This is a genomic window from Mesorhizobium sp. M0698 (genome assembly GCF_040320455.1).
Lineage (GTDB): Bacteria > Pseudomonadota > Alphaproteobacteria > Rhizobiales > Rhizobiaceae > Mesorhizobium.
This window is the reverse complement of sequence record NZ_JAMYPQ010000035.1, coordinates 1-23011: the sequence shown is the minus strand read 5'-3', so window position 1 is coordinate 23011 and position 23011 is coordinate 1. Positions and strand designations below refer to the sequence as shown.

At 59.8% G+C, this 23011-nt stretch carries 23 protein-coding genes and 4 pseudogenes; 17 read left to right on the top strand and 10 right to left on the bottom strand.

The window, feature by feature from the left end; genetic code table 11:
* On the top strand, window positions 1-404 hold a 404-nt coding region (locus tag NKI16_RS31810), incomplete at its 5' end, for a TOBE-like domain-containing protein (RefSeq protein WP_352924463.1).
* A gap of 11 nt (window positions 405-415) precedes the next feature.
* On the opposite strand, the pseudogene NKI16_RS31805 reads toward NKI16_RS31810, so the two are convergent.
* The 5 genes and pseudogenes from NKI16_RS31805 to NKI16_RS31790 form a co-directional block, all read right to left on the bottom strand.
* Window positions 416-667, bottom strand: a pseudogene (locus NKI16_RS31805) (GNAT family N-acetyltransferase); the annotation flags it as partial.
* 533 nt (window positions 668-1200) lie between these two features.
* Entirely contained in the window at window positions 1201-1305 is a 105-nt protein-coding gene (locus NKI16_RS34180) for a hypothetical protein (protein ID WP_352693738.1), read from the bottom strand.
* On the bottom strand, window positions 1299-1736 hold the full coding sequence (locus tag NKI16_RS31800) for a recombinase family protein (RefSeq protein WP_502894646.1): 438 nt from the start codon (window positions 1734-1736) through the stop codon (window positions 1299-1301). Before NKI16_RS31800 ends, NKI16_RS34180 begins: the two co-directional genes overlap by 7 nt.
* A gap of 331 nt (window positions 1737-2067) precedes the next feature.
* Window positions 2068-3969 (bottom strand): heavy metal translocating P-type ATPase, encoded by a 1902-nt coding sequence (locus NKI16_RS31795; protein WP_352817897.1) that lies wholly within the window; start codon window positions 3967-3969, stop codon window positions 2068-2070.
* A gap of 135 nt (window positions 3970-4104) precedes the next feature.
* Window positions 4105-4302, bottom strand: a pseudogene (locus NKI16_RS31790) (transposase); the annotation flags it as partial.
* Between the two features lie 337 nt (window positions 4303-4639).
* On the opposite strand from NKI16_RS31790, the gene NKI16_RS31785 reads away from it, so the two are divergent.
* On the top strand, window positions 4640-4870 hold the full coding sequence (locus tag NKI16_RS31785) for a hypothetical protein (RefSeq protein ID WP_352817894.1): 231 nt from the start codon (window positions 4640-4642) through the stop codon (window positions 4868-4870).
* On the opposite strand, the pseudogene NKI16_RS31780 reads toward NKI16_RS31785, so the two are convergent.
* Window positions 4860-6220 (bottom strand): annotated as a pseudogene (locus NKI16_RS31780) (hemolysin family protein). The gene NKI16_RS31785 and the pseudogene NKI16_RS31780 overlap by 11 nt on opposite strands.
* 243 nt (window positions 6221-6463) lie before the next feature.
* On the opposite strand from NKI16_RS31780, the gene NKI16_RS31775 reads away from it, so the two are divergent.
* From NKI16_RS31775 to copD, 11 genes are all read left to right on the top strand, one after another.
* Entirely contained in the window at window positions 6464-6604 is a 141-nt protein-coding gene (locus tag NKI16_RS31775) for a hypothetical protein (protein ID WP_352817892.1), read from the top strand.
* A gap of 31 nt (window positions 6605-6635) precedes the next feature.
* On the top strand, window positions 6636-7310 hold the full coding sequence (locus tag NKI16_RS31770) for a response regulator transcription factor (RefSeq protein ID WP_352623835.1): 675 nt from the start codon (window positions 6636-6638) through the stop codon (window positions 7308-7310).
* Window positions 7213-8703 (top strand): sensor histidine kinase, encoded by a 1491-nt coding sequence (locus tag NKI16_RS31765; protein WP_352924460.1) that lies wholly within the window; start codon window positions 7213-7215, stop codon window positions 8701-8703. The genes NKI16_RS31770 and NKI16_RS31765 overlap by 98 nt, the downstream gene beginning before the upstream one ends.
* Entirely contained in the window at window positions 8700-9803 is a 1104-nt protein-coding gene (locus NKI16_RS31760; RefSeq protein WP_352452015.1) for an ABC transporter substrate-binding protein, read from the top strand. The genes NKI16_RS31765 and NKI16_RS31760 overlap by 4 nt, the downstream gene beginning before the upstream one ends.
* Window positions 9804-10013: 210 nt before the next feature.
* Window positions 10014-11117 (top strand): ABC transporter substrate-binding protein, encoded by a 1104-nt coding sequence (locus NKI16_RS31755; RefSeq protein WP_352924458.1) that lies wholly within the window; start codon window positions 10014-10016, stop codon window positions 11115-11117.
* A gap of 120 nt (window positions 11118-11237) precedes the next feature.
* Window positions 11238-12908, top strand: coding sequence for an ABC transporter permease (locus NKI16_RS31750; RefSeq protein ID WP_352623829.1), 1671 nt, complete (start codon window positions 11238-11240; stop codon window positions 12906-12908).
* Window positions 12901-13965, top strand: coding sequence for an ABC transporter ATP-binding protein (locus NKI16_RS31745; protein WP_352577938.1), 1065 nt, complete (start codon window positions 12901-12903; stop codon window positions 13963-13965). The genes NKI16_RS31750 and NKI16_RS31745 overlap by 8 nt, the downstream gene beginning before the upstream one ends.
* Before the next feature lie 335 nt (window positions 13966-14300).
* A complete protein-coding gene (locus tag NKI16_RS31740; protein WP_352817883.1) occupies window positions 14301-15308 on the top strand; it encodes an AI-2E family transporter in 1008 nt (335 codons plus the stop codon).
* Window positions 15309-15596: 288 nt separating this feature from the next.
* The gene (locus NKI16_RS31735) at window positions 15597-16139 is read left to right on the top strand and encodes a hypothetical protein (RefSeq protein WP_352452020.1); all 543 of its coding nucleotides are present in this window, start codon (window positions 15597-15599) and stop codon (window positions 16137-16139) included.
* A 276-nt stretch (window positions 16140-16415) separates the two neighbouring features.
* Window positions 16416-16757 carry a copper homeostasis periplasmic binding protein CopC gene (gene copC, locus NKI16_RS31730; RefSeq protein WP_352594285.1) on the top strand — a complete coding sequence of 114 codons (342 nt, stop codon included), beginning with the start codon at window positions 16416-16418 and terminating at the stop codon, window positions 16755-16757.
* A 2-nt stretch (window positions 16758-16759) separates the two neighbouring features.
* On the top strand, window positions 16760-17617 hold the full coding sequence (gene copD / locus NKI16_RS31725) for a copper homeostasis membrane protein CopD (protein WP_352594286.1): 858 nt from the start codon (window positions 16760-16762) through the stop codon (window positions 17615-17617).
* Window positions 17618-18395: 778 nt separating this feature from the next.
* Here copD and NKI16_RS31720 read toward each other — a convergent pair.
* Window positions 18396-18536: a hypothetical protein gene (locus NKI16_RS31720; RefSeq protein WP_352817881.1), complete on the bottom strand. Its 141-nt coding sequence runs from the start codon at window positions 18534-18536 to the stop codon at window positions 18396-18398.
* 398 nt (window positions 18537-18934) lie between these two features.
* On the opposite strand from NKI16_RS31720, the gene NKI16_RS31715 reads away from it, so the two are divergent.
* Together NKI16_RS31715 and NKI16_RS31710 are read left to right on the top strand one after the other, a co-directional pair.
* Window positions 18935-19579 carry a DUF1007 family protein gene (locus tag NKI16_RS31715; RefSeq protein WP_502897646.1) on the top strand — a complete coding sequence of 215 codons (645 nt, stop codon included), beginning with the start codon at window positions 18935-18937 and terminating at the stop codon, window positions 19577-19579.
* 21 nt (window positions 19580-19600) lie between these two features.
* The gene (locus NKI16_RS31710; RefSeq protein ID WP_352817911.1) at window positions 19601-20314 is read left to right on the top strand and encodes a HoxN/HupN/NixA family nickel/cobalt transporter; all 714 of its coding nucleotides are present in this window, start codon (window positions 19601-19603) and stop codon (window positions 20312-20314) included.
* Between the two features lie 165 nt (window positions 20315-20479).
* Here the strand turns inward: NKI16_RS31710 and NKI16_RS31705 are convergent, their stop codons facing one another.
* Genes NKI16_RS31705 through NKI16_RS31695 form a run of 3 tightly spaced genes read right to left on the bottom strand, consistent with a single transcriptional unit; the run spans window position 20480 to window position 22377 of the window.
* The gene (locus NKI16_RS31705; protein ID WP_352577931.1) at window positions 20480-21268 is read right to left on the bottom strand and encodes a hypothetical protein; all 789 of its coding nucleotides are present in this window, start codon (window positions 21266-21268) and stop codon (window positions 20480-20482) included.
* 11 nt (window positions 21269-21279) lie between these two features.
* Window positions 21280-21996, bottom strand: a complete 717-nt coding sequence (locus tag NKI16_RS31700) for a HupE/UreJ family protein (RefSeq protein ID WP_352797731.1) — start codon at window positions 21994-21996, stop codon at window positions 21280-21282.
* Between the two features lie 48 nt (window positions 21997-22044).
* Entirely contained in the window at window positions 22045-22377 is a 333-nt protein-coding gene (locus tag NKI16_RS31695; RefSeq protein WP_352577929.1) for a hypothetical protein, read from the bottom strand.
* A gap of 157 nt (window positions 22378-22534) precedes the next feature.
* Between NKI16_RS31695 and NKI16_RS31690 the strand changes: the two genes are divergently transcribed.
* Both NKI16_RS31690 and NKI16_RS31685 read left to right on the top strand, forming a co-directional pair.
* Entirely contained in the window at window positions 22535-22816 is a 282-nt protein-coding gene (locus NKI16_RS31690; protein WP_352495699.1) for a metal-sensing transcriptional repressor, read from the top strand.
* 12 nt (window positions 22817-22828) lie between these two features.
* Window positions 22829-23011: pseudogene (locus NKI16_RS31685) on the top strand (hypothetical protein); the annotation flags it as partial.

Genomic DNA, 23011 nt, shown 5'->3' with positions numbered 1-23011 from the left:
GCCGCATCGAGCAGGTCGGCACCGCCGACGAAATCTACGACACTCCGAACTCGCCCTTCGTCTACGGCTTCATCGGCGAATCGAGCTCGATCCCGGTCAAGGTCGAGGACGGCCAGGTCTGGATCGTTGACCGCCCGATCGGGCTGTCCGCGCCGCAGGCGCCGCAAGGCGAAGCGACGCTGTTCTTTCGCCCGCACGACGTCGATCTGGTGGAAGAATGCAATGGCTGCATCGCCGGCACGGTCGCCGCCAGCCGCCGCGTTGCCGATACCAGGCGGGTCGAGCTCGAAATCGGCGGCGAGCGCCAGCGGGTTGAGATCGAGCTGCCCGTCGACCATCCGGCGGCGCAGAAAAGCCGGGTGGCATTCAGGCCGCGGCGCTGGAAGCTGTTTCCGGCTGCTTGATTACGAGGCGATTACCAACTTGTGCACAACAAGACGTTTCGGCCCGCTCTTTCAACGCGCCTTAGCGAGAGCACAAGGGTCATCGGATTTTTCGGGAAAGCCGCAAAGCCGTAGTGCTCGTAGAAGGCTTTCGCTTCGTCCGATATGGCATGAACAAGAAGGCCGCGAATCCCGAGGATCGTCGCGGCGTAACGCGTGCGCAGAACGGCGTCTTGCAACAGCGCGGCGCCTAACCCCTTACATTGCCAGCTTGTGTCCACGCTGCTCGAATGTCGCGCGGTCGACGTCGAGCAGCCTGATGGAGCAGGTCTGCACGGCCTTGCCGTTCAAGATGGCTTTGGTCACCGCGATCACGTTCCCGGCGGAAACTCGCCGTCGGTTGTCTCCCATCCCTGAAAGGCGTCCACGTCATCGACCGGAGCAAGCGCTGCGTCAGCGGATAGTGGTGTCGATGCACGCGTCTTTCGCCACAGCGGCGCCAGGAGCCACCATTCCCGGCGCTTCTCCAATACTGACCTTCGCGCGCTACCACCCCGGCCGGACCTTCCCGAGCCTCATCAGGCAATCTGATGTCTGAACGCACCAACCGACCACGTGCGCCAGTAGCAGTCATCCGATCGGACGAATCGAATGACCGCTTTGGCTAGTTCGGTTCGAATTCTTTTGCTCCAGGATGTGTTCCGCCGAACCAACCACGTAGGCAGCTGGTACAATACCAATAACTGCAGGCCGGGGGTACGCGTCCGAGGAGGGCCGGTGCGTACGTCGCTGCGAAAGCGGCCAATTGGACCCACAATCAGCGAACATTCATTTTCGTCTGAGCGCCAATACGTCTCACAGTGGCCCTATGAACTCGGAAGATGCGAGCAATCTCGGCGGCGGGTGGACCATCATTCAGCATGCCGATGATTTCGGAGCGCTGATCGGACGTGAGTTTTGGGCGACGACCACCTTTTCGCCCGCGCTCCTGGCCGCTTGAAGCCCCGCCATGGTGCGTTCCCGTACGATGGCTCGCTCGAATTCGGCGAAGGAACCGAGCATCCGCATCATCATGCGGCCTGCCGTCGTGGTCGTGCCGATTGCCTCGGTCAGTGAGCAGAACCCGGCGCCGGCGGCCTCGATCTTCTCAAGGATAAGGAGCAGGTCTTTGAGTGACCGCATCAGTCGGTCTAGTTTCCGGACAACCACGATATCGCCTTCTTCGAGCTCGCCAAGAAGCCGATGGAGCTCGGGTCGATCCCAGCGTCCTCCAGATGCTCGCTCCTCCGCGAGCCGCTTGCAGCCGGCGGCTTTGGCACCGCAGACAGGCCTACGCGCTTCTCTGGAAGCCATACTTGGCCTACTCTGTCAGGGGATCAGATGAGTCGCTCGTCACGAAAACGACGACCAAAGGATCGAAGAAATCGCTGGGTCGTCAGGCGCAGCGCGATATTTGGAGGTAACGATGAATTTCACGGACAGGCGCCTCTGGTACGGTGTGGCAGCCGTGATCGTGGTGCTGTTTGTGATCGGGTATGCGGCTGGGTGGTTTGGGGGCACACCGCCACCAGCGCCACAGCAGTAAGCGTACTCTGGTTGCGGTTGCCCGGTTTCGTGGACGATGCGAATTGGACGCGTTTGTCGTCCAAAGAACTGCAAGCGCCTTAGGCTCCAAAGAGATGCGCTAAACATCTTGGATTCGAACGCGCAGCAGTTTTGCCGAATTCAGGAACACCAGGACATCTGGCCCCAAGTGCAAAATCGCTGCCTGGATAGGACCGATCCAGCCCATCAGCGCTGCGGTAATGCCCAAAACGTGCACAACACCGACACCGACAAAAATATTTTCCTGAATTGTCCGGTAAGCACGTCGAGCAATTGCGCGCGCGCTGACAATTTTTGCCAGATCATCCTTCATCAATGCAATGTCGGCGGCTTCCAGTGCCGCCTGCGTGCCGCCGCCGCCCATCGCAATGCCGACATCGGCGCGTGCCAGCGCCGGCGCGTCGTTGATCCCGTCGCCGACCATCGCCACGCGATGGCCCTGCTTTTGCAGTTCGGCGATGGCGGCGACCTTGTCCTGCGGCATCAGATTGGCACGCACTTCATCCACGCCGAGTTCCTTGGCGATGGTCCGCGCTGTGGCCTCATTGTCACCCGTCACCATCACCATGCGCTTGACCCCGGTCGCACGGAGCTTTGCCAGCGCTTCGCGCGCACCTGGTCGCAATGTGTCGGCAATCAGAATCACGCCCGCGAATTTCCCATCGACCGCGACGTGAACCGGCGTCTGTCCGCCCTTTTCGATCGCATCGGAAAGCGGCACGCCGGCCTCGCGCAGCAACGATCCATTCCCGACCAGCACGGTGCGTCCGGAGACCGTCGCCTTCACACCGCGCGCCTGCAACTGCTCGTACTGCTCCGGTTCCGGGACATCGATTTTCATCCGGGCGGCATAGTTGACGACCGCTTTCGCCAAGGGGTGAGCGGAGCGCCGATCGGCGGCGGCGGCAAGGCTGAGCAGATCAGCTTCCGAAAGCGTGCCGTCCTGCATCTCCACGCCGACAACCTCGGGCTTGTTCGCCGTCAGGGTGCCTGTCTTGTCGAACACCAGGACGTCGACCTTGGCCAAAGACTCCAGATAGACGCCCCCCTTGACCAGAATTCCACTGCGTGCGGCTCGCGCAATGGCTGCGATAATCACCAGAGGAGTCGCCAATCCGAGTTCGGCAGGCGATGTGAAAATCAGCAGAGTGACGATCATCCGAACGTCGCGGGTATAAAGATAAACCGCAACCAGGAAGATCAGCACGACCGGGATCAGCCATGACGCGACCTTATCCGCCAGTTTCTGGACGGGTGCCTGTTCCGCTTCGGCATTCTCGACCAGACTGATGATGCGGGCAAAGGTGGTGTCGGCACCAACCTTCTCGGTCTCGATGTCCAGGGCGCCGGATTCGACGAAGGTTCCGGCAAAGACATCGGCGCCGTCGCTTTTGTCCTTCGGAATGCTCTCTCCTGTGATCGATGCTTCGTTGACCGAAGCCGCTCCACCGACGACGATGCCGTCGACAGGGATCTTCTCGCCGGCCCGCACCAAGACAACGTCGCCCGCGCGCAAATTTTCGATCGGGACCATGCGTTCGCCACCTGGGTCCCGCACAAGTGCCACCTGGGGCACCGAGCCGATCAGGTCTTTGATCGAGGCTCGCGCACGATCCATATTCAAATCGGCAATGAACTCTGCGATCAGAATGATCACCATGAGGACCGCGCCGGCGACGGTCTCGCCTCCGATCAGCGCTACCACCGTAGCGATGGTGACGAATATCTCGGTACCGATCTTGCGCTCTTTTACGAGGTCAACGGCGCCGGTTTTGACAAGCGGATACAAGCCGATGGCAACCGCCCCCCACAAAGCTTGAATGGGAATCAGCTGTTGCCAGTACAGAAAGGCCATCAGGCCGGTAAATATAATGCGAGCGACTTCGGTCCAACGTTCGCGTGTCATCAACACTCGCCAACCCGATGGAACAGCCTTAGCCGCCGGCTCAACGCTTTCGGTGGCTGCTGTCTCGGATTTCATGATTGGCTCGCTATCTGGATTGCGGTCTTGGCTTGAAGCGTGAGCGCATCAGGATCGTGTCCCAGGGAGTGGTGTAGTTGACGGCTTGGTCGCCGCAGCTTCCGGCATGGGCCGGGAATGATCAGCGCGCCACAGCAGGCTGATGAGCGGATCATCGCTCATTTGGCTGATGGTTTCCAGCGTAATGTATCTCGCCCGCTGCACGGCCCATTCATCGTTCTGCTCGAGCAGGATCGCGCCAACCAGACGGACGATGGCGTCATCATTTGGGAAGGTGCCGATGACCTCGGTGCGCCGCTTGACCTCGCCGTTGAGGCGCTCGATCGGGTTGGTAACCGGTATGATCATGACGGTGCCATCTGATCCCCCGCTGGAGATGCGAGATTTTCAGCGCATGTGTGACCATCCGGGACAGCGGCACCGGGAGCACGCCAAGTGCGGGCAGGCCGATGTATTCGATAAGCTGCGAGCTCGCGTTAGTAGCTGGCCGCCCCTGCGACCTGCCCGGTTGCGCCGAGAGCGCGGATCCGTAGGTGTCGCGTCGCCCGCCGGCTCCCGATTGTTCAAGGAGAGAGGGGGCAATGACCTGTAATTGGAATGGCTATCCACCGCACCTTTGCGGAAGTGGTGTTCTGCGAAGATGGCCGGCTGCGCCATCACGGACGCCGACATGACCCGCTCCGGACTGGAGGGATTTGGCCGCAGCTTGAACAGGACGGACGAGGTCGTTGTCGAGGTGACCGGCAACGCCATGGGGGTGGTGCGGGTGCTTTCGCCTTTCGTCGACCGGGTGATGGTGCATCAGTGTCAGTCACGTTGGATCACGCAGGATACAGTTGGTTCGCAGGCACCGGCGACCTCGACGAGGCCATGGCGGCCTATTCATTGGCCTATGTTCTGAGCCCATCTACCTCCGATGTTTCTTGCCGCCCCGTGGGAGAGTTCCTTCGTGCGAGCAGTTTGTCGATCCGCCGGCCATCCATGTCCACGATCTTGAAGTGCCAGCCGCCATACTCAAAATGTTCCCCGACCTCAGGCAGATGCCCTAGTCGAAACAGGGCAAATCCTGCGATCGTATGGAAGTCGCCTTCAGTTGGTCGTGCTCGAAAACCAAGGCGATCGAACGCGTCCTGGGCCGACATCATACCACGAGAAGGGAGCCGTCTTCACGCTCGACGACATCCGGCTCTTCGCCTTCGATGTTGGGCAGGTCGCCGGCGATGGCTTCAAGCAAATCGGTCTGGGTAACAATTCCTTCCAGACTTCCGTACTCGTCGAGGACCATTGCTATGCGGACGGGCGCCTTCCTGAACTGCTCCAGCACTTTGAAAATCGGCGTTGATTCATGAACGACGAGCGGCTCACGGATGATCGCCATCGGATCGAGAACCTGCCCGTCAAGAACCTGGTCGAGCATGTCCTTCTTCAGAACCATGCCGAGCAGTTCATCGATACCGCCCTTGCCAACAAGGAGCTGCTCATGGCGGCAATCGCGGATCGTACGAAGAATCTCGGTTCGGTCATCATTCACGTCGATCCAGTCGATATCCGGCCGAGGCGTCATGATGTCACTGATGCGGCGCTCACCGATATTGAAGACCCGCTCGACCATCTCCCGCTGCGCCTGCTGCAACAGCCCGCCTTCCTGACTGGCCGAGATCAGAAGCTTCAGCTCGTCTGGCGAGTGCAATGAATCCTCACCGGTTCCCGGGCGCAGGCCGCAGAGTCGCAGAACGAGGTTGCCGAGACCATTCAGCATTAGAATCGCCGGCCTGAGCAGAAAGAGGAACAGACCGAGCGGACGCACGACCCAGAGCGCAGTGTCTTCGCTGCGCTGGAGCGCCAGACTCTTTGGTGCGAGCTCGCCAAGCACGATGTGAAGCGCGGTGATGATGATGAAAGCGATCGCGACGGCGACAGTGTGTGAGCCCGCAGTCGCCAACGACCCGAGCAGCCCGATCAAGAGAGGCTCGACGAGATGCGCGAGAGCAGGTTCGCCGATCCAGCCGAGTGCCAGCGATGAAATGGTGATGCCGAGCTGGGTCGCCGCCAGATTGGCATCGAGATTGTCGACGGCCCGCTGGAGCGCTGCCGCGTTCAGCCGCCCAGCCGCAGCGAGTTCGGCAACTCGGCTTCGGCGCACGGCGACCAGGGAAAACTCGGCGGCGACAAAGAAGCCGTTTGCGGCCACGAGTAGGAGAACCGACAAGATCCCAAGAATGTCGCTCAAACTGCCATCGCCTGTCGGCATGATATCCTCTTAATGACACAATTGGATACGTCTCTGAAGCGCAAATGATGGCATTGCGCAATCGCTATCAGCATCACGATCGCCCGAAGCATAATCCCCTGATGGCGATGGTGGTGCATCAACTAGCGACTGATCACGGTGCGGTCGAATACGTTGAATGCGGCAAAATGCGTATCCAGCCGTGGCTTGCAGCGCGGGTGATGTACCGACGCGCCCCGTTCTTGGCGTGGATGCGCAGATCACATGAAGGCAGACGCCATCACGCAGCCCGTCGATAAAGCTCAAATGATTGGACAGCTTGAACTGCTGACGGTAACAGGGCTGAAGCCAACGCGTGATCTGCAGATGATGTCAAGCGCCTCTCCGCTAAGAGGTGATGCTTGATAGGCGGCTGCTTCCGTGCAAATGCTCCGGCATGCGAATTCTCCTCGTCGAAGACACGCGCGACGTTGGCGAGGCTATCAGCCGCCGCTTCGAAACGATCGGCCACGCAGTCGATTGGGAGACGGACGGCCGTGCTGCCGCAGAAATCCTCGATTTCACCTGCTACGATCTCGTTATCCTCGACGTCATGCTGCCCAGCCTCGACGGGTTCGAAATCGTTCGACGGCTCCGGCAGGCAAGGAATACGACCCCGGTTCTGATGTTGACGGCCCGTTCCGAGATAGAGGACCGCGTTGGCGCGCTTGATCTCGGCGCCGACGACTATCTGGTCAAACCGTTCGATTTCCGGGAATTGGAAGCGCGCGCCCGTGTTCTGCTCCGGCGGAAAAGCGGCGAGGCGACCAACATCGTACAGTGTGGCGATGTCGTGCTCGACCGCGGCAGCCGCTCAGTCCGAGTAGGCAGGCGCGAGGTGCAATTGAAACGACGCGAGATGACGTTGCTTGAGATACTGGCGTCGCGGCCAGGCCGCGTCTTCAGCAAAGATGAACTTATCGATCAGCTTTTCGGGTTTGACGAGCCGGTCAATCAGAACGCGATCGAACTTTATGTCGGGCGGCTGCGCAAGAAACTGGAAGGCGCCAAGGCGCAGATCGTCACCGTGCGGGGCGTGGGATATCAGCTGGCTTCCGATGATACCGGCTGAGCCTTCCCTTTTCACGCGCCTGGCGGTCCGCATCTCGCTGGTGCTGGGCCTGGGTGCGGCTCTTCTGGTGAGTGCGGCGTCGTACTACGCACGTACCGCCGCCGATGACGCCTATGACCGGCTTCTGCTTGGTGCGGCCATCCAGATGGCAGACAGCCTTACGGTTGAATCCGGTTCGCTCATCATCAACCTGCCGGTATCAGCTTTTGAACTTCTGGGCCTCGCCAGCCGCGATCGCATCTTCTATCGCGTGATCGGCCCTTCCGGCGCGACGCTGACAGGTTATGCCGATCTGCAAACAGAAGTTGATCTGGCCGCAATACACGATGTCCCGGTATTGGAATCGGCGCATTATCGCGGCGAACCGGTTCGGATTGCGGTGGTGGCGCGCGCACTGTCCGATCCAGCCGTATCCGGTTGGGCGCATGTCATCGTTGGGCAGACCACGGAAGCCCGCCGCGCGCTCGCGGGTGAATTGACTCTCAGGGCGACCGTCCTTCTGGCGATCATGAGCATATTGGCATTGGCTGGAGCGATGATTGCTATTCGCTATTCTCTGCAACCGGTCAAGCATCTCGGAGCGACGCTCCGCCGTCGCGATCCACAAGACCTGACGCCGGTAACGGTCGTCGTACCGAGAGAATTGCGGCCCTTCGTTACTTCCATCAATTATTTCATGAGTCGGCTCGACGAGCGCGTGAAACTCCTGCAGCGCTTCATCGCCGACGCGGCGCACCAGATCAGAACGCCGCTGACAGCGCTAACGGCGCAGCTCGATCTGTTGAGTCAAGCCAAGCTGGACAAGTCGAGCCGCCAGCATCTCGATCGCGTACAGCAGCGCGCCAGCGAACTTGCGCGCCTGACCAACCAGTTGCTCAGCCACGCCATGGTCATCCATCGTGCCGATTCCGTGCAGCTTCAGCCGCACGGTCTGGCAGATGTCGCACGGCGCGCTTTCCGTGCGGCGGTTCCGATAACTATCGATCCGGACATTATCGTCTCCTTCGAGGCGCCTGACGACGAGCCGGTCGTGCTTGCGGACGCCGTCAGCCTTCGCGAAGCGATCGTCAACATCATCGACAATGCCTTGCGCCATGGAGTGGTGTCGCGCCTTGAGGTCAGAGTACGCAGCGACGGTACGCGTGCCCATCTCGAGGTCGAAGATGACGGACCGGGCATTCCGCCGGGCGAGTGGGAGCGGGTCACGCAGCGCTTCGAAACGTCCAAATCTCATGACGGCAGCGCAGGTCTTGGTTTCGCCATCGCGTCGGAGGTTGCGGCGGCTCACGGTGGCGCGCTGACCTTTCGCGAGACAAGCAAGGATGGCGGGAAGGGCACGCAAGGGTTCACCGTCACCTTGACGTTGCCCATCGCCACGGAGAAGACCGGATGATAACGGGAACATTGCCGACATTCGGTTTGATGGCTGCCGTCCTCCTATGCATCGGTCACGCGGCAAGAGCTGCTGAAGGAAGCAGCGCATTTTTCCCTTCGTCTCAGCCGGAGAAGGACCGACTGTCGATCCACGCCGCGACCGATCTGGCGGCTATGGAACCACTGATCCGGGATTTTCAGTCCGTTTTCCCCAACGTGGCAGTCGAGTATGTTGAATATGTCACCAACGACTTGCAAAGGAGTGCCAGTGAAGCCTGTCGGACGGACGCGGTGCTGGGCGACATCTTGTTGTCTCCGTCGGTCGACCAACTCGTGAAGCTCGCCAATGACGGCTGCGCGGCGCCGCACGTGTCGGCCGAAACCGCGCATGTCGCCAATTGGGCAAACTGGCGCGACGAGGTATTCGGCTTTACCTACGAACCGGCCGTCTTCGTCTATAACGCCCGCCTCGTGCCGTCCGGCGACGTACCGCGCACCCACATCGAACTCGCCGATCTTCTCAGGCGGCGGATCGATTTTTATCGCGGACGGGTCGGAACGTTCGACATCCGACTTTCGGGCATCGGCTACCTATTGGCGTTCAGTGATGCGCGGCAGACGACGGCGGTCTACGGTCGGCTTCTGGAAAGCATGAGCCGAGCGGAAACTGTGGTGCGTTGTTGCACCGCGGAGACCCTTCAGGACGTTGCAAACGGGAGCCTATATATAGGCTACAATATGATCGGGTCATATGCCTACGCCGCGGCCAGGGGCAATTCCGATTTGAGGGTCGTTGTCCCGCGGGACTATGCGCTGATACTCAGTCGTGGCGCGCTCATTCCGAAGACGGCGCCGAATATGGGCGTTGCCAAACGATTTCTCGACTACCTTCTGTCAGCCCGGGGACAGAAGGTTGCCAGGGATAGCGCCTTCTTCTTTGCCGAGAACGGGCAATTGCCTGAGGGAGCGGACGGCCCGGAAAAACTTGGGGAGTCTGGTATCGCGCGCGCCATACGCATCGGCCCTGCGTTACTTGCCGTACAGGACGAGGCGTTGCGCCGCCGCTTCATCGAGGATTGGAGCAAGTCCATGATCGATGCGCAGGGCCAGCGACCGTGACGCGTAGGATGCCGCCCCAAGATTTCAACAATTCGGCAATACGTCGATGTGGCCGATCCCGCTGTCGTCGACAATCTGATCACGACCCATCGGGCCTAGTCGGCTGAGCAAACCTCGACATCGCCGTGACAGGTTGGTGACAGGTCAGGATGATACTCGCCTTTTGTGCCTGGAGGAGGTACGATTTAGGCGAACTTGGAGGAGACCCTAATGAAAAATCGTCTTGCGACGATGATGGCCGCGTTTTCGCTGTCAGCCGCTTTTGTGACGCTTGCCGCCGCTGCCGAGATCCCCGCCGGGTATCCGGACAACTACAAGGATCTGGTGGCCGCCGCCACCGCGGAAGGACACCTCAGCATCTATTCGACGACCGATGCGGCGCTGGTCCAGCCCTTGCTCAGGGACTTCGAAGCAGCATTCCCCGGCATCGCCGTCGAATATTCCGACCTCAATTCCACCGAACTCTACAATCGCGTCATTGCCGAAACCGCTTCGGGCCAAGGCACGGCAGATGTCGCATGGTCTTCGGCTCCGGATCTGCAGATCAAACTTGCCTCAGACGGCTATGCGCAGGAATACAAATCCGCGGAGGCGGCCCACCTTCCGGCCTGGGCGTCCTACAAGGACATGGTCTATGGTACCACCGCCGACCCGGTGACTTTCGTCTACAACAAGCGTCTCGTGCCTGAAGGCGATGTTCCCGCAACCCACGCCGATCTTCTCAAGCTGATGACCGGGAAGACCGCAGAATATGATGGTAAGATCGCGTCCTACGATCCGGAAAAATCCGGTGTCGGCTTCTATTTCTACAACCAGGACGCCAAGAACTGGACCGATTCCTGGGCGCTTAACAAGGCTTTTGGCAAGGCCCATATCAAGCTCTACAGCTCCGCCGGCTCGATGATCGAGAAGGTCACGTCTGGCGAACATTCCATCGCCTATGGCATCTTCGGCTCATATGGCCTCGCCAAGCAGGCCAAGGACGAGAACCTCGGTGTGATAATCCCGAAGGACTATGTCCTGGTGACCACCCGCGCCACCGTCATTCCGGCGGAAGCCCAGGATCCCAATGCTGCGAAGCTATTCGTGGACTATCTGCTGTCGGCGCGCGCGCAGAAGCTGATCGCCGACGACATCAAGCTCTATGCCGTTCGTGATGACGTTGAAGGGGCAACCACGCTGGCGTCCATAAAGGCCGCCGCCGGTGAAAACGTTCACCCGATCGCGCTCGACGACAAGCTGCTCGAAGGTCTCGACGAGACGACACGGCTGGCGTTCCTCAACGAGTGGCAGAAGGCCATGAAGGGCGAGTAATCGCTTGATCGGGAGTGCCTCCACAGTCGGCTCTCTCACCCTTCTTGCTATTAAGAATCATCGGAACGGCGCGCTTGCGCTCTTGCTAGCGGACGGCCCCCGGCTTTGTTCGAGGCGATCATGCCCTTCCGTGTCTTTCGTGTCAGCACCAACCTCCTCGCCATCCTGGTGGTGCTGGCACCGGTCACCCTGATCATTTATCAGAGTTTTCTGTCCGCGCCTTTCTTCCAGAAAACCGCGCATCTGTCGCTGAACGCCTACAGCTTCATCCTCGCGGACGCGGATTTCTGGCTAGCGCTGACGACTTCGCTCAAGCTCGCGGTGGGCATGACGGTGATCGCAGTTCCGGTGGGAATCCTGCTGGCGTTCATCATCGTGCGCACCGACGTGCCGGGCAAGCGCTGGCTGGAGCCGATCATCCTGATCCCGGTTTTCATGTCGGCGGTGGTGCTGGCCTTCGGCTATGTGATGACACTGGGACCAGTCGGCTTCGTCTCGCTGGCGGTCAAGTCGATGATCGGCTACGTGCCCTGGAATGTCTATTCGGTGACATCGATCGCGATCATTGCCGGGCTCACCCATGTCCCACATGTCTATCTCTATGCATCGGCGGCGCTCCGCAACGTTGGCGCCGACCTCGAAGAGGCGGCACGCACCGCCGGCGCTGGCCCTTGGCGCGTCGCCGCCAGTGTGTCGCTGCCCATGGTGATGCCGGTGGTGCTCTATGCGGCGGTTCTGGTGTTCTTCCTCGGTTTCGAACTTTTCGGCCTGCCGCTGGTGCTTGGCGATCCGGAAGGCGTGCTGGTTCTCGCCACCTATCTCTACAAGCTCACCAACAAGCTCGGTGTTCCTTCCTACCAGTTGATGGCCGTAGTGGTGGTGGCGATCATCATGATCGCGCTGCCGCTGGTGGTGCTGCAGCGCTACATGCTGCGCAACGCCAGCCGCTATGTGTCTGTCAAAGGCAAGGGCAGTCGGCACAACCCCATCCGGCTGGGCGCTCTTCGCTGGCCGGCCTTCGCGCTTGTGGTGGCCTGGTTCGCGGCCACCGTGATCATACCGGTGGGCGGCGTCGCAATTCGTTCACTGGTGACAAGCTGGGGCGTCGGGGTGAATATCTTCCAGGTGCTGACGTTGGATCACTATCGCGATCTCGCTGACTATCCGAATGTCATCAGCGCCATTCTCAACACGGTCGGCGTCGCGGTGGTCGGCGGCGCGGCTTCGATCGCGGCCTATACTGCCGTGGCACTCGCCGGTCATCGCTCGAGCGCACCCCTGACCAAAGTCGTCGACTACGTGGCCATGATACCGCGGGCGATGCCGGGCATTGTGGCTGGCCTCGCCATGCTGTGGATATTTCTGTTCTTCAAACCGATCGCACCCCTGCGTGCCACGATGATCTCGGTATGGCTCGCTTATACCATTGTGTGGTTCGCCTATGGCATGCGGCTGATTTCCGGAACGCTCCTGCAGATCGGCAAGGAGCTCGAGGAAGCCGGCCGGTCAGTTGGCGCCAGCGAGGGCCGGGTCGCCAGGGACATCACGCTGCCGCTCATCCGCGGCGGCATGTTCTCAGCCTGGCTGTTGATCTTCCTGATCTTCGCCCGTGAATATTCGACGGGCGTCTATCTGCTCGGACCGGGAACCGAAGTGATCGGCTCGCTCATGGTTTCCCTTTGGGGCACCGGCGCGATCGATCTGGTTTCCGCTCTCGCCGTCATCAACACCGTCATCATCGTGACCGGTCTTGCCCTCGCAATGCGCTTTGGAGTCCGCCTCAATGACTGATATCATCATAGACGGCCTGCGCCTCAGTTACGGCACCCTCGAGATCCTGAAAGGTGTGTCCTTTTCGGTCGAACCGGGTCAGATCGTCGCCTTGCTCGGCGCGTCCGGGTCCGGCAAGACGACGCTCTTGCGAGCGGTCGCCGGTCTGGAGACACCCAACAGCGGCAAGATACTGCTCGGGGACAAGCCGCTTTTCGATGCCGGGCAGAACATCAATCTGGCGCCGGAAACGCGCGGTCTCGGACTGGTATTCCAGTCCTATGCGCTGTGGCCGCATCGGACGGTGTCCGAGAATGTGGGTTATCCCCTGAAGCTGCGCAAAGTGTCCCAGGCAGATGTTGCGAGCCGCGTCCAGAAGGCTTTGGACAGCATCGGCCTCGGCAAACTGGGCGAGCGCTATCCGCATCAGCTCTCCGGCGGACAGCAGCAGCGCGTGGCGCTGGCCCGTGCGCTGGTCTATGAGCCGAACGTGATTCTGCTCGATGAGCCGCTGTCAAATCTGGACGCCAAGCTACGCGAAGAAGCGCGGATCTGGCTGCGCCGCCTCATCACCAATCTCGGGCTATCGGCGCTGTGCGTCACCCATGATCAGGTGGAAGCGATGGCGCTCGCCGACCGCATCCTGCTGCTCAACGGCGGCCAGATCGAACAGGACGGAACGCCCAAGCAAATCTACAACAAGCCGAAGAGCCTGTTTGCAGCAGAGTTCATGGGTGCCAGCAATCGCCTTGACGCCGTGGTCACCGCCATCAACGGCAACCGTGCGGAAATTGTCGCCAACGGCATCCATCTTGTGGGCAGTGCTCAGCAGGAGCTGACCGTCGGCGCCAAAGTCACCGCACTCGTCCGGCTTGAGCGGGTGACGTGGTCCGGGGAGGACGGCCCTGGACGTATCGCCATGACCTGCGTCGAGAGCCTTTTCCTTGGCGATCGGCATGAAGTCATTTTCGAAAGCAATGACCTGACCATCCGGACCTATTCCCGGGACGCCCTTCCGTCCGGCCAATACCATGTCGAGTTCCCGTTCGAGGATCTGATGGTCTTCGCGGCGGAATGAACTTCGGCGTTCACCACGAAGAGGATCATTCTTGCCAACCGGCATAAACATTCTCGAGCGGCTGACCTGCCACGGGCAATTTCCTCCATCTGAGATCAAAGTCCGGCCTCGATTGAAGGGCGGACTGATGAAGAGAATGCGGTTTACGCAAGAGCTGATCATCGCGGTCCTGCGTGAGCATGAGGCGGGGCAAAAGCGGGCGACTTGGCGCGCAAGCATGGGACCTCCGAGGCGGTTAGCCTTACACACGTGTTGAACGCGTGTTCGCTTGCGCATCACCGGGTATCAAAGCTAATGAAACCCGGAGAGGACTTGGCTGCTTCTGCAGGTGAAAAGTGCTGACTTTCTCATGGTTCTATCTCGCGTCGTGCCTGCTTGCGCTTATAGCGCTCGTCGCCGTTCTCGAACTCGGACTGCTTCCGGCACTGCTTTCGGGCCTTCTCGTGTTCAACATCGTTCATTTCGCCGCACCGATGCTCCATCGAATCGGCGTTTCCAACAGCCTGACGAAAAGCCTTGCGCTGACCTTGGTGGCATTGATCTTCACGCTCCTGATAGCCGCCGCTATCTTTAGCGGCATGTCGCAATTGACTGGTGGTTCGGAGAACGTCGTGACGCTCCTCAAGAAGATGGCCGAGATCATCGATACCGCGCGCGTCCATCTCCCGACCTGGGCGATGGCCTATTTTCCATCAAACATCGAGGAACTGGAAGTCTTCGCGGCCCGGTGGCTCCGCGAACATGCCGGCCAGCTTCAACTCGTTGGGCGGGATGTTGGCGTCCTGGTGGTCCACATTGTCGTCGGCATGGTGATCGGCGGCTTGATCGCGGTGAGCTCGGCGGCGCCATCGCGCGAGCCCGGCCCACTGGCGGTCGCGCTCGCGGATCGTGTCAACATTCTGAGCAAGGCCTTTCGCAACATCGTGTTCTCGCAAATCCGGATTTCGGCGTTGAATACGTTTCTGACGGCGATCTATCTCGTCGCTGTTCTGCCGTCCTTCAGCATCGATCTGCCATTCATCAGGACAATGATAGCGCTGACTTTCGTCGCTGGCCTTCTGCCGGTCATCGGCAATCTGATCTCCAACACGGTGATCGTGGTTGTCAGCCTCAGCATCTCCTTCCTTGCAGCGCTCGGCTCGCTTGCTTTTCTCATCATCATTCACAAGCTCGAATACTTCGTAAACGCCAAGATCATCGGTTCGCGGATCAATGCGCGTGCCTGGGAGCTTCTTCTGGCGATGGTTTTCATGGAAGCCTGGTTCGGTATGCCGGGTCTTGTCGCCGCGCCGATCTATTATGCCTATCTGAAGGCTGAACTGACGATGCGCGGGCTAATCTAGGGTTAGGGCAGGTGGCGATTTGACGACGCAAGCAAGGTTGCTGGGAAACCGCGCAAATTTGGCCACTCGCTGAACAGCACCATCTGGTTAGTGAACCCTCAAGAGTTTCGTGACCGATTTGAAGGCCCCCGTTTAATAGCACGCCCACTGCAAAGACATTAGAAGGCGCGCTAAAACATAAATTGTCCGGAGGCATGTAATCTGCTACTGTTTGATCACCGACAAACGGCTCTGGAAAGCCGTGCGTCGGACATCATGCACAAGATCAACTCAAACCGGAGAACGGCCATGAAACGGCTTCTGACGGTCGCTGCCCTTTTGGCGGCAGGCAGTTTGGTTACGATGCAAGGCGCAGCCGCCGACGACGCTGCGATGATCAAGAGCGCTGAATCTGCTGCACCCCCTGCCGTGGCAAGCGGCGCTGCGGTCTACGCCGCGGATGAAAAGGGCGCCATGCGCACCCTGCGCGAGGGCAAGAACGGCTTCTGGTGCATGCCGGACAGCCCGTCCACGCCCGGCCCGGACCCAATGTGCGGCGATGCCAACGCGATGGAATGGGCGATGGCATGGATGGAAAAGAAGGAACCGCCCAAGGGCAAGGTCGGCTTCATGTACATGCTGTCCGGCGGTACCGATGGCAGCAACACCGATCCCTATGCGACGAAGCCCGAGGAAGGCAACAATTGGATAGAGACCGGCCCGCATGTGATGATCGTCAACGCAATGGACATGATGCAGGGCTATCCGACGGACCCCAAGCCTGACACATCCAAGCCCTATGTGATGTGGCCGGGCACTCCATACGCACATCTCATGATCCCGGTTAAGTAGCTGAAATGGAGTCACGCGGGCGCCAACGCTTGTTTCGCCCGCGCTTGTCCTGATAATTACAAACGCTTGCGGCGTCCGTGACCTTCAATCGAGAGTCTCGGCGGTCGGTAGCGGGTTGGCCTGATCTCTCATCACTTTTCCGGCAAATGGAAAGTTTCGTGACAGCTCGAACAGTGGCGGCCCTGCAATACCAAATATTCGTATATTCGTCAGGAAGTGCATAGTCTTTGATGACCGTCGTCGCGGGAGGAGTTCGCGTTGAACCGGACTATCCGAATGATCGCCACACTTGCGCTGTGGAGCGTGCCATTATCCGGCCAGGCGCTTGCGCATGCTCGATTGGTCGAGGCTACTCCAGAGATCAATAGCACCATTGCCGCTCCGCCCACTGAGATTCGACTGCGCTTTAGCGAACCCATTGAGGCTCGATTCTCGGGCATCGATCTTTCGGGGCCGGATGGTGCGAAGATCACCACGGAGATCGCGGTGCGCGATAAGGACATGGTGGCACCTGTATCAAGGTCCCTTGCGCCGGGTGTTTATCAAGTTGATTGGCACGTGCTGTCAGCAGACGGGCACAAGGTGAAGGGCAATTTCAAATTTGAAGTCAGACCGTAGAAATGGACGTTGATGGCACTCTGGCCTTCGCCCGGTGGGTCTATTTCCTCTCAGTGATGATTCTATTCGGGTCGGCCCTCTTCCCTTTCTATGCGCTAGACAGAACCGCGGCTCCCGCGCTTGCGCCTCTACCCCGTAACATCAATCCTGCCCTCGCACTTGCGGCCGCAATCTTCGCGGCAATTTGGCTGCTGTGCTTTACGGCCGGGCTCTCCGGACGCGAGGGTATGGTTGACACCTTGCGCGGCGTTCTCATGGAAAGCGACTTCGGAACCGTTTGGTTTGTTCGCCTTTCGCTCGTTCTCCTGCTCCTGGTGATCAGCTTCTCGGGGCGGCCCGAATTGATCGTCGGGCCGGCCTTCTTGCTACTGACCTGTGAGGGTTGGCAGGGCCACGCGGCGGCGTTGGGCCTTCTAGCCTCACTGACTCAAGCTCTCCATGTTGCAAGTGCCGGGGCGTGGATAGGTGGCCTCCTGCCCCTCGGACTGCTAATCGCGGCAGCGCAGCGGCATCCATCCGAAGTCGCAGGCGTGGAAACCGTCCTGTGGCGCTTCTCCCGCTTTGGTATGGTGGCGGTTGCGCTCATTTTTTTTACGGGCGCTATGAACACTTGGCTAATGCTCGGCTCGTTCCCCGATCCGCGCAACAGCTACGGTCGAATTCTCCTGTTCAAGATCAGCCTATTCGTCGCGATGGTCGGTTTGGCGGTCTACAATCGATACGCCCTGGTCAGCCGCATGAAGTCCGAACCGGCCAAAAGCTTGGGCACATTGTCTCGCAACGTTGCGCTGGAGCAGATCATCGGGTTTGGGGTGCTTATGGATGTAAGCGCGCTGGGGCTTATGGATCCGTACGCGTGACGCGCTGACTTTGCAATTATCCGCTGGCAACGTTTCTGCAATTCGCGATCGACACTCACCTCTATCCGCCTGGCGCACAGAGTGGCTGGCCGGTCTGGCTGCCGATCTCAACCAACGTCGGGACGTGTGGAGCGCGGATATATGCCTGCGGCCTAGACACGATTCCATGCGTAAACGAGTAACTGCCAGCACCAGCCGGCCAGCGTTCATCGCTCCTTGATTCCCACCCTGGTGGAGAAGCCTCCCGAGGGCCGAGGGATGGACACACAAGTTCGACGGCTACCGCGGGTCTTCAACGCGGACCCGCGTCGGAGAATAACTGGCGAATGATACTACGGGGCGACGGCGCAGCCGCCGACAGTCGGATGGAGGTCGATCTCGTCGCAGCCGCTGGGCCCGCTAAATGGCACTCTTGACTAACGTGCCAGAGGGTCCATTTTTTGACCCTGCGGTGTGCTGATGTCGAAGCCCCTCTTTATCCCGGCGCTCGCTGCTATATGCCTGAGTTCGCCGCTGGTGCGTGCCGATAATGTCGATCTGGCGTTGGAAGCTTTTCACGGTATTTGTCTTGCCCATGGACCTGACTTCGAACGAACCGTCCTGCGGCCAGGAGACGCGGATGGACTCCGTTGTCCGGCGACGCAGCACTTGCCCCCGTCGGTGACGTAGGCGCCTTCCAGGGCCGGGAGGCGACCGGTGACGACCTCCCGGCCAAAACCATGATCGCGGTTACAAAAGCCACTTGAATGGCAAGTCCGTGCAAACTTGCTCCATAAAGCTATTCGATGTCGACCGCGCGGCATTCGAGGAGCGTTTCTTCGCCCGGACGGATGCCGAAACAATCGGCGAGGACAGAAACGGAATGCAAGTTTCCAAACTCTACATATTGACAGTCGGCAATCGCAAGCAGCTTGTCCATTTGACGTTCCCGAGGTCCGGATCACATCGAACACAGTCATTGCAAGCTCGATCGCGACGACTAGGGCGGATCAGCTGGTGTTATCTGCACGGGACGCGGGGCTTTTTGCGTTTGCAAGGAACTCGCGATAGGAATGCTCTGAATCGATCAGGAGCAGGAAATTGAGCGATCGGCAAAAGATCATCTGGATGATAGTGCTGGCAATCCTTGCTGGCATCGCGGTGATCATGCTCAAACATTCGCTGAAGGGCGACCTTGGGTATCTGCCTCCTTAGATGAAGCAACACAGCCCTGATCGATCAAGGTTGGTATGGGCTTTGGCCCGTCCCATTTCGGCCTGCTTGCAATGGCAGGTGTCCTGCCTGATGCGGAATCGACGAGCGAAATGTGAGCGAAAAATGCAACTGACAGGCATGGTATCCGGCGCGGCGCTGTTGCTCGCTTCCACCGCGGCAGCGAACGCCCATCCGCATGTCTTTGCCGAAGCGAAGCTGGACCTGACCGTCGGTCCAGACAGGACGGTCAGGTCGCTTCGGCATCTCTGGCGTTTCGACGACCTCTTTTCCAGCACTGTGCTGATGGAATTCGACAAGAATTCCGACCTTGTCCTTGATGCCAAGGAACTCGATGAAGTCGCTCTCACCGTCCATGCGTCGTTGGCCGAGTACAACTACTTTCAGATGGTGACCTTGAACGGCAAGGACGTGACGATGGCGCCACCGCCGAAGTTCAGCGTCAGCTATGAGAACGATCAACTCGTCGTCCAGTTCGAAACGCAGCCGAAGGACCCGTTGGCCCTTGCTGGAAAAGTCAGCATCGGTGTATACGATCCGACCTTCTACACGGCAATCGATTTTACCGACGACGACAAGCTTGCGGTGGCCGGTCTGCCGCAAGGCTGCTCACGTTCCGTCGTCCGTCCAGATCCGGACACGGCCATCGCGCAGAACCAGAAGAGCCTGACAGACGCGTTCTTCAGTGATCCGACGGGGACCGATCTCGGCAAGATTTTCGCGACGCGCCTCGAATTGACCTGCGGCTGAAGCGGAGCCGGTTCGATGGCCATGTTCCAGACGCTGGTCGAGTTCCAACGCACGATCTACCTGGCGCTGGCCGAGCAGATCAAACTGCTTGCGGCCGGCGGCGGTTGGCTGGCGTTCACGGCCTTTCTGCCCATGGGCATTCTGTTCGGTGCGGCGCATGCGCTGACGCCGGGCCATAGCAAGGCTGTCCTGGCCACCTATCTGGCAGGATCGGACGCCAGCGTCCGGCGTGGGCTTCTGGTGTCGCTGACACTCTCCTTCACGCATGTAACGATTGCCATGCTGATCGCGGCGCTCTCGTTGCCGTTGGTATCGATTGCCCTGGGCAGTGTTGGCCGCGCCCCGCTGCTGGAAGACGTCAGTCGGGGCCTGCTTGGCCTGATCGGCATTTGGATGCTCTGGCGCGCATTGAGCCACGGCCATCACCACAAGCATGAGGGCGAGGCCGTCGGCGTCATGGCCGGCCTGATCCCATGCCCGCTGACGCTTTTCGTGATGACCTTTGCGATATCCAGGGGCGTTCCGGTCGCCGGCATTCTTTTCGCAATCACCATGATGGCCGGCGTGGCGCTGACGCTGTCTTGCGTTGCGGTGCTGTCGATCCTGTTTCGTGAACGTCTGGTGCATTTTTTCGATAGCCGGCCACGCCTGTTCGATGCCATTTCCCGAGCCATTGAGGGCGCTGCCGGCTTGGCGCTTGCCGGCGTGGCCGTTTGGCAGATCACGTCGGGCTGAAATGCCGTGAACCAGATCGAGCGGTGGATCAAGGCCCGTTTACCTGGAGGTCAGCCGTGTCTTCGTCGCGGCGCAAAGCATCGACGCGCATCTGCGCTCGTCGGTGGAACAGACGGATTAGGTGACGCCCGACGCTCGAAGTGGCGCCGGGCGACCCTGGATGCGCTAGATCATACGCTTGATGTCGATGTAGTCGCCTTCAGTCTGGATCGTCAGGGTCACGTCGCTGCCACCGCGGTTGCGCCAGAACCAACCATGATTTCCATCGAAGGCGGCTTCAATGGCACCTTCGTCAGCTGGAACGCTGCGACCCTTTTCATAGCTGACGGACTGACCGCCGCCATCGCCGTGCGTCTCGAAGTTCACCACGCCACCGTCAGCTGTCCAGGAAAAGTTTGCCTTGGCGCCCTGCCGCATCACGAGCTTGACTTCGGCACCCTGGCCTGGCGCCAACGTGAAGGATAGCTCGTCTTGCCTTCCATCTGGCTGGATCGGGGCTTCCGAGGTTGCTTCGGTGGCAGGCGTTGTAGCAATGGCCGGAGCCTCGGCAGGAGCGATCTCTCCAACTGTCACATTGTCTTGGGATACGGCCTCCCCAGTTGGCGACGGCTGCAAAGCAGGCCGTTCGGCGGTCAGAGCGACGAGGAGGTTTTCAATTCGGTCCATGCGCGCCATCAATTCGGCCGGAGGGACCATTTGCGTCATCCGCTCGGTTGGTGCCTTCGCGCTGGCCATTTCGTCGGCTGCCGCCTCGGCTGCCAGCTGTGTCTTGATTTCGCCCATTCTGGTGAGGCCGAGCAATCTGCCTGCTCCAGTCGGGTCGATCGCATACTCGGACGGCATGACGACCGTGATGAGCAAGGCGAACGCCGTCAGCGCGGCAATGAAGGTGGAGCGCTTGAGCTGCGCTGACGTCGGCAAATCGGCGCGGCTTGGAAGGTCGGTGTTGTACATGATTCGGTTCCTTATGCGGCGACGAACAGGCCGGTGAGCTGATATCCGATCAGCAGGAAACCAGCCGTCATCATGATGACGTTTGCGGTATAGGCGTGGCGCCAGAAGCTTCGTGTCCGGCGCCAGTAGCCCATCACGATCAGGATGGCGCCAAGAGCCAAGAGCTGCCCGATCTCGACGCCGACATTGAAGGCCAAAAGGTTGGGCACCAGGCCGTCCGGCGAGATGTTGTATTCGATGATCTTCGTCGACAGGCCGAAACCATGGAAGAAGCCGAAGACCAGCGTCGCGATCTTGGTGTTCGGCTGGAAGCCGAGCCATCGCTGGAAAGAGCCCATATTGTCGAGCGCCTTGTAGACCACGGAAAGGCCGATGATCGCGTCGATGATGTAGCTGTTGATGCCGACGTTGAAGTAGACGCCAAGCAGCATGGTCGTGGAGTGGCCGAGCGCAAACAGGCTGACATAGATGCCGATATGCTTCATCCGGTAGAGGAAGAAGATTACCCCGAACAGGAACAGGATGTGGTCGTATCCGGTCACCATGTGCTTGGCGCCGAGATAGATGAAGGGCAACACGTTGATGCCCGAGATTTCCTGGATGTAGCCCTTGTCGCCGGCGGCGACGGCATGGGCAAAGGCTGCCCCGGCGAGCAGCGGCAGGGTCAGCAGAGCGATAAGCAGGGGCAGGGCGGGTCGCCAGTGGCCCCGGTCGAAGGGTTCTTGCATAAAATTTCCAATCTTCGTCGTTGAGGGTGGCCGCGCGAGCGGCCGCGATCATGCGGCGAGGAATGGTCTCGGCGGTCGCTCGAGCCGGAATGTCGTGCCCGGATCGACGGAAGTCGGCGGGTAATTCAGCCAGCCCCGTTCGACCTGTGGAACGGTCGGTGCGAAGTCGGCTGGCGTACTCGCCGTCTCGTGCGAGTGGTCGGCCGCATTGTGCCCGTGAAAATGGCCAGCGCTCTGCTCGTCGGCAACGCCGTCATCGTGTGCGTGGTCATGATCTTCGATCTGCGCGGCGGCTCCGCCGTGACGTTCAACCGCGGTGGCAATCGCGATCGGATCGTGTGAGGTCGAATAGCCGAAAGGACGCAGCACGCCGAACATCATCGCTAAAGCGATGACCAGACAAAAAACTGTGCTGTGGATCCGATTCGGCATGAACGGCGATTATTCTCCAAAATCCTAACGAATGGTTGTTGACTGCACCGGAATCGAGGCCTCTTTGAGGCTTGTTGTATCCCCTCCAAGAGGATAGTATCAAGAGATGAGCGAGCAGCCTCATACCCACGAAACCCATCCCGATATCGTCAAGCGCCTCAAGCGGGCTGGCGGACATCTCAAGGGCGTCATCGAAATGATCGAAGCGGGCCGGCCCTGCCTCGATCTTGCCCAGCAGCTCCATGCTGTCGAGAGGGCCATCGCGCAAGCCAAGAAGACCCTGATCCAGGATCATCTCAACCATTGCCTTGAAGACGTCGTCGGGCCGCTGGCGCGCGAGCAGCGCCGCTCGATCGACGAGTTCAAGGATATCACCAAGTACCTGTGAGAGAACACCATAATGGATAAGATACGCGACTGGTTCGGCTTCGGTCCGATGACGCAGGGCTTCGGCGGCCATGGACATGATCATGGTGATGGTGATGGCGGCCATGGCCACATAATGGATAAGATACGCGACTGGTTCGGCTTCGGTCCGATGACGCAGGGCTTCGGCGGCCATGGACATGATCATGGTGATGGT

Excerpts from the sequence above, each read along its gene's own strand:
- NKI16_RS34180 (WP_352693738.1), bottom strand. The coding sequence starts at position 1,305 with ATGCTGAATGATGGTCCACCCGCCGCCGAGATTGCTCGCATCTTCCGA.
- NKI16_RS31800 (WP_502894646.1), bottom strand. The coding sequence starts at position 1,736 with ATGGCTTCCAGAGAAGCGCGTAGGCCTGTCTGCGGTGCCAAAGCCGCC.
- NKI16_RS31795 (WP_352817897.1), bottom strand. The coding sequence starts at position 3,969 with ATGAAATCCGAGACAGCAGCCACCGAAAGCGTTGAGCCGGCGGCTAAG.
- NKI16_RS31785 (WP_352817894.1), top strand. The coding sequence starts at position 4,640 with ATGACCCGCTCCGGACTGGAGGGATTTGGCCGCAGCTTGAACAGGACG.
- NKI16_RS31775 (WP_352817892.1), top strand. The coding sequence starts at position 6,464 with ATGAAGGCAGACGCCATCACGCAGCCCGTCGATAAAGCTCAAATGATT.
- NKI16_RS31770 (WP_352623835.1), top strand. The coding sequence starts at position 6,636 with ATGCGAATTCTCCTCGTCGAAGACACGCGCGACGTTGGCGAGGCTATC.
- NKI16_RS31765 (WP_352924460.1), top strand. The coding sequence starts at position 7,213 with ATGTCGGGCGGCTGCGCAAGAAACTGGAAGGCGCCAAGGCGCAGATCG.
- NKI16_RS31760 (WP_352452015.1), top strand. The coding sequence starts at position 8,700 with ATGATAACGGGAACATTGCCGACATTCGGTTTGATGGCTGCCGTCCTC.
- NKI16_RS31755 (WP_352924458.1), top strand. The coding sequence starts at position 10,014 with ATGAAAAATCGTCTTGCGACGATGATGGCCGCGTTTTCGCTGTCAGCC.
- NKI16_RS31750 (WP_352623829.1), top strand. The coding sequence starts at position 11,238 with ATGCCCTTCCGTGTCTTTCGTGTCAGCACCAACCTCCTCGCCATCCTG.
- NKI16_RS31745 (WP_352577938.1), top strand. The coding sequence starts at position 12,901 with ATGACTGATATCATCATAGACGGCCTGCGCCTCAGTTACGGCACCCTC.
- NKI16_RS31735 (WP_352452020.1), top strand. The coding sequence starts at position 15,597 with ATGAAACGGCTTCTGACGGTCGCTGCCCTTTTGGCGGCAGGCAGTTTG.
- copC (WP_352594285.1), top strand. The coding sequence starts at position 16,416 with ATGATCGCCACACTTGCGCTGTGGAGCGTGCCATTATCCGGCCAGGCG.
- copD (WP_352594286.1), top strand. The coding sequence starts at position 16,760 with ATGGACGTTGATGGCACTCTGGCCTTCGCCCGGTGGGTCTATTTCCTC.
- NKI16_RS31720 (WP_352817881.1), bottom strand. The coding sequence starts at position 18,536 with ATGGACAAGCTGCTTGCGATTGCCGACTGTCAATATGTAGAGTTTGGA.
- NKI16_RS31715 (WP_502897646.1), top strand. The coding sequence starts at position 18,935 with ATGCAACTGACAGGCATGGTATCCGGCGCGGCGCTGTTGCTCGCTTCC.
- NKI16_RS31710 (WP_352817911.1), top strand. The coding sequence starts at position 19,601 with ATGTTCCAGACGCTGGTCGAGTTCCAACGCACGATCTACCTGGCGCTG.
- NKI16_RS31705 (WP_352577931.1), bottom strand. The coding sequence starts at position 21,268 with ATGTACAACACCGACCTTCCAAGCCGCGCCGATTTGCCGACGTCAGCG.
- NKI16_RS31700 (WP_352797731.1), bottom strand. The coding sequence starts at position 21,996 with ATGCAAGAACCCTTCGACCGGGGCCACTGGCGACCCGCCCTGCCCCTG.
- NKI16_RS31695 (WP_352577929.1), bottom strand. The coding sequence starts at position 22,377 with ATGATGTTCGGCGTGCTGCGTCCTTTCGGCTATTCGACCTCACACGAT.
- NKI16_RS31690 (WP_352495699.1), top strand. The coding sequence starts at position 22,535 with ATGAGCGAGCAGCCTCATACCCACGAAACCCATCCCGATATCGTCAAG.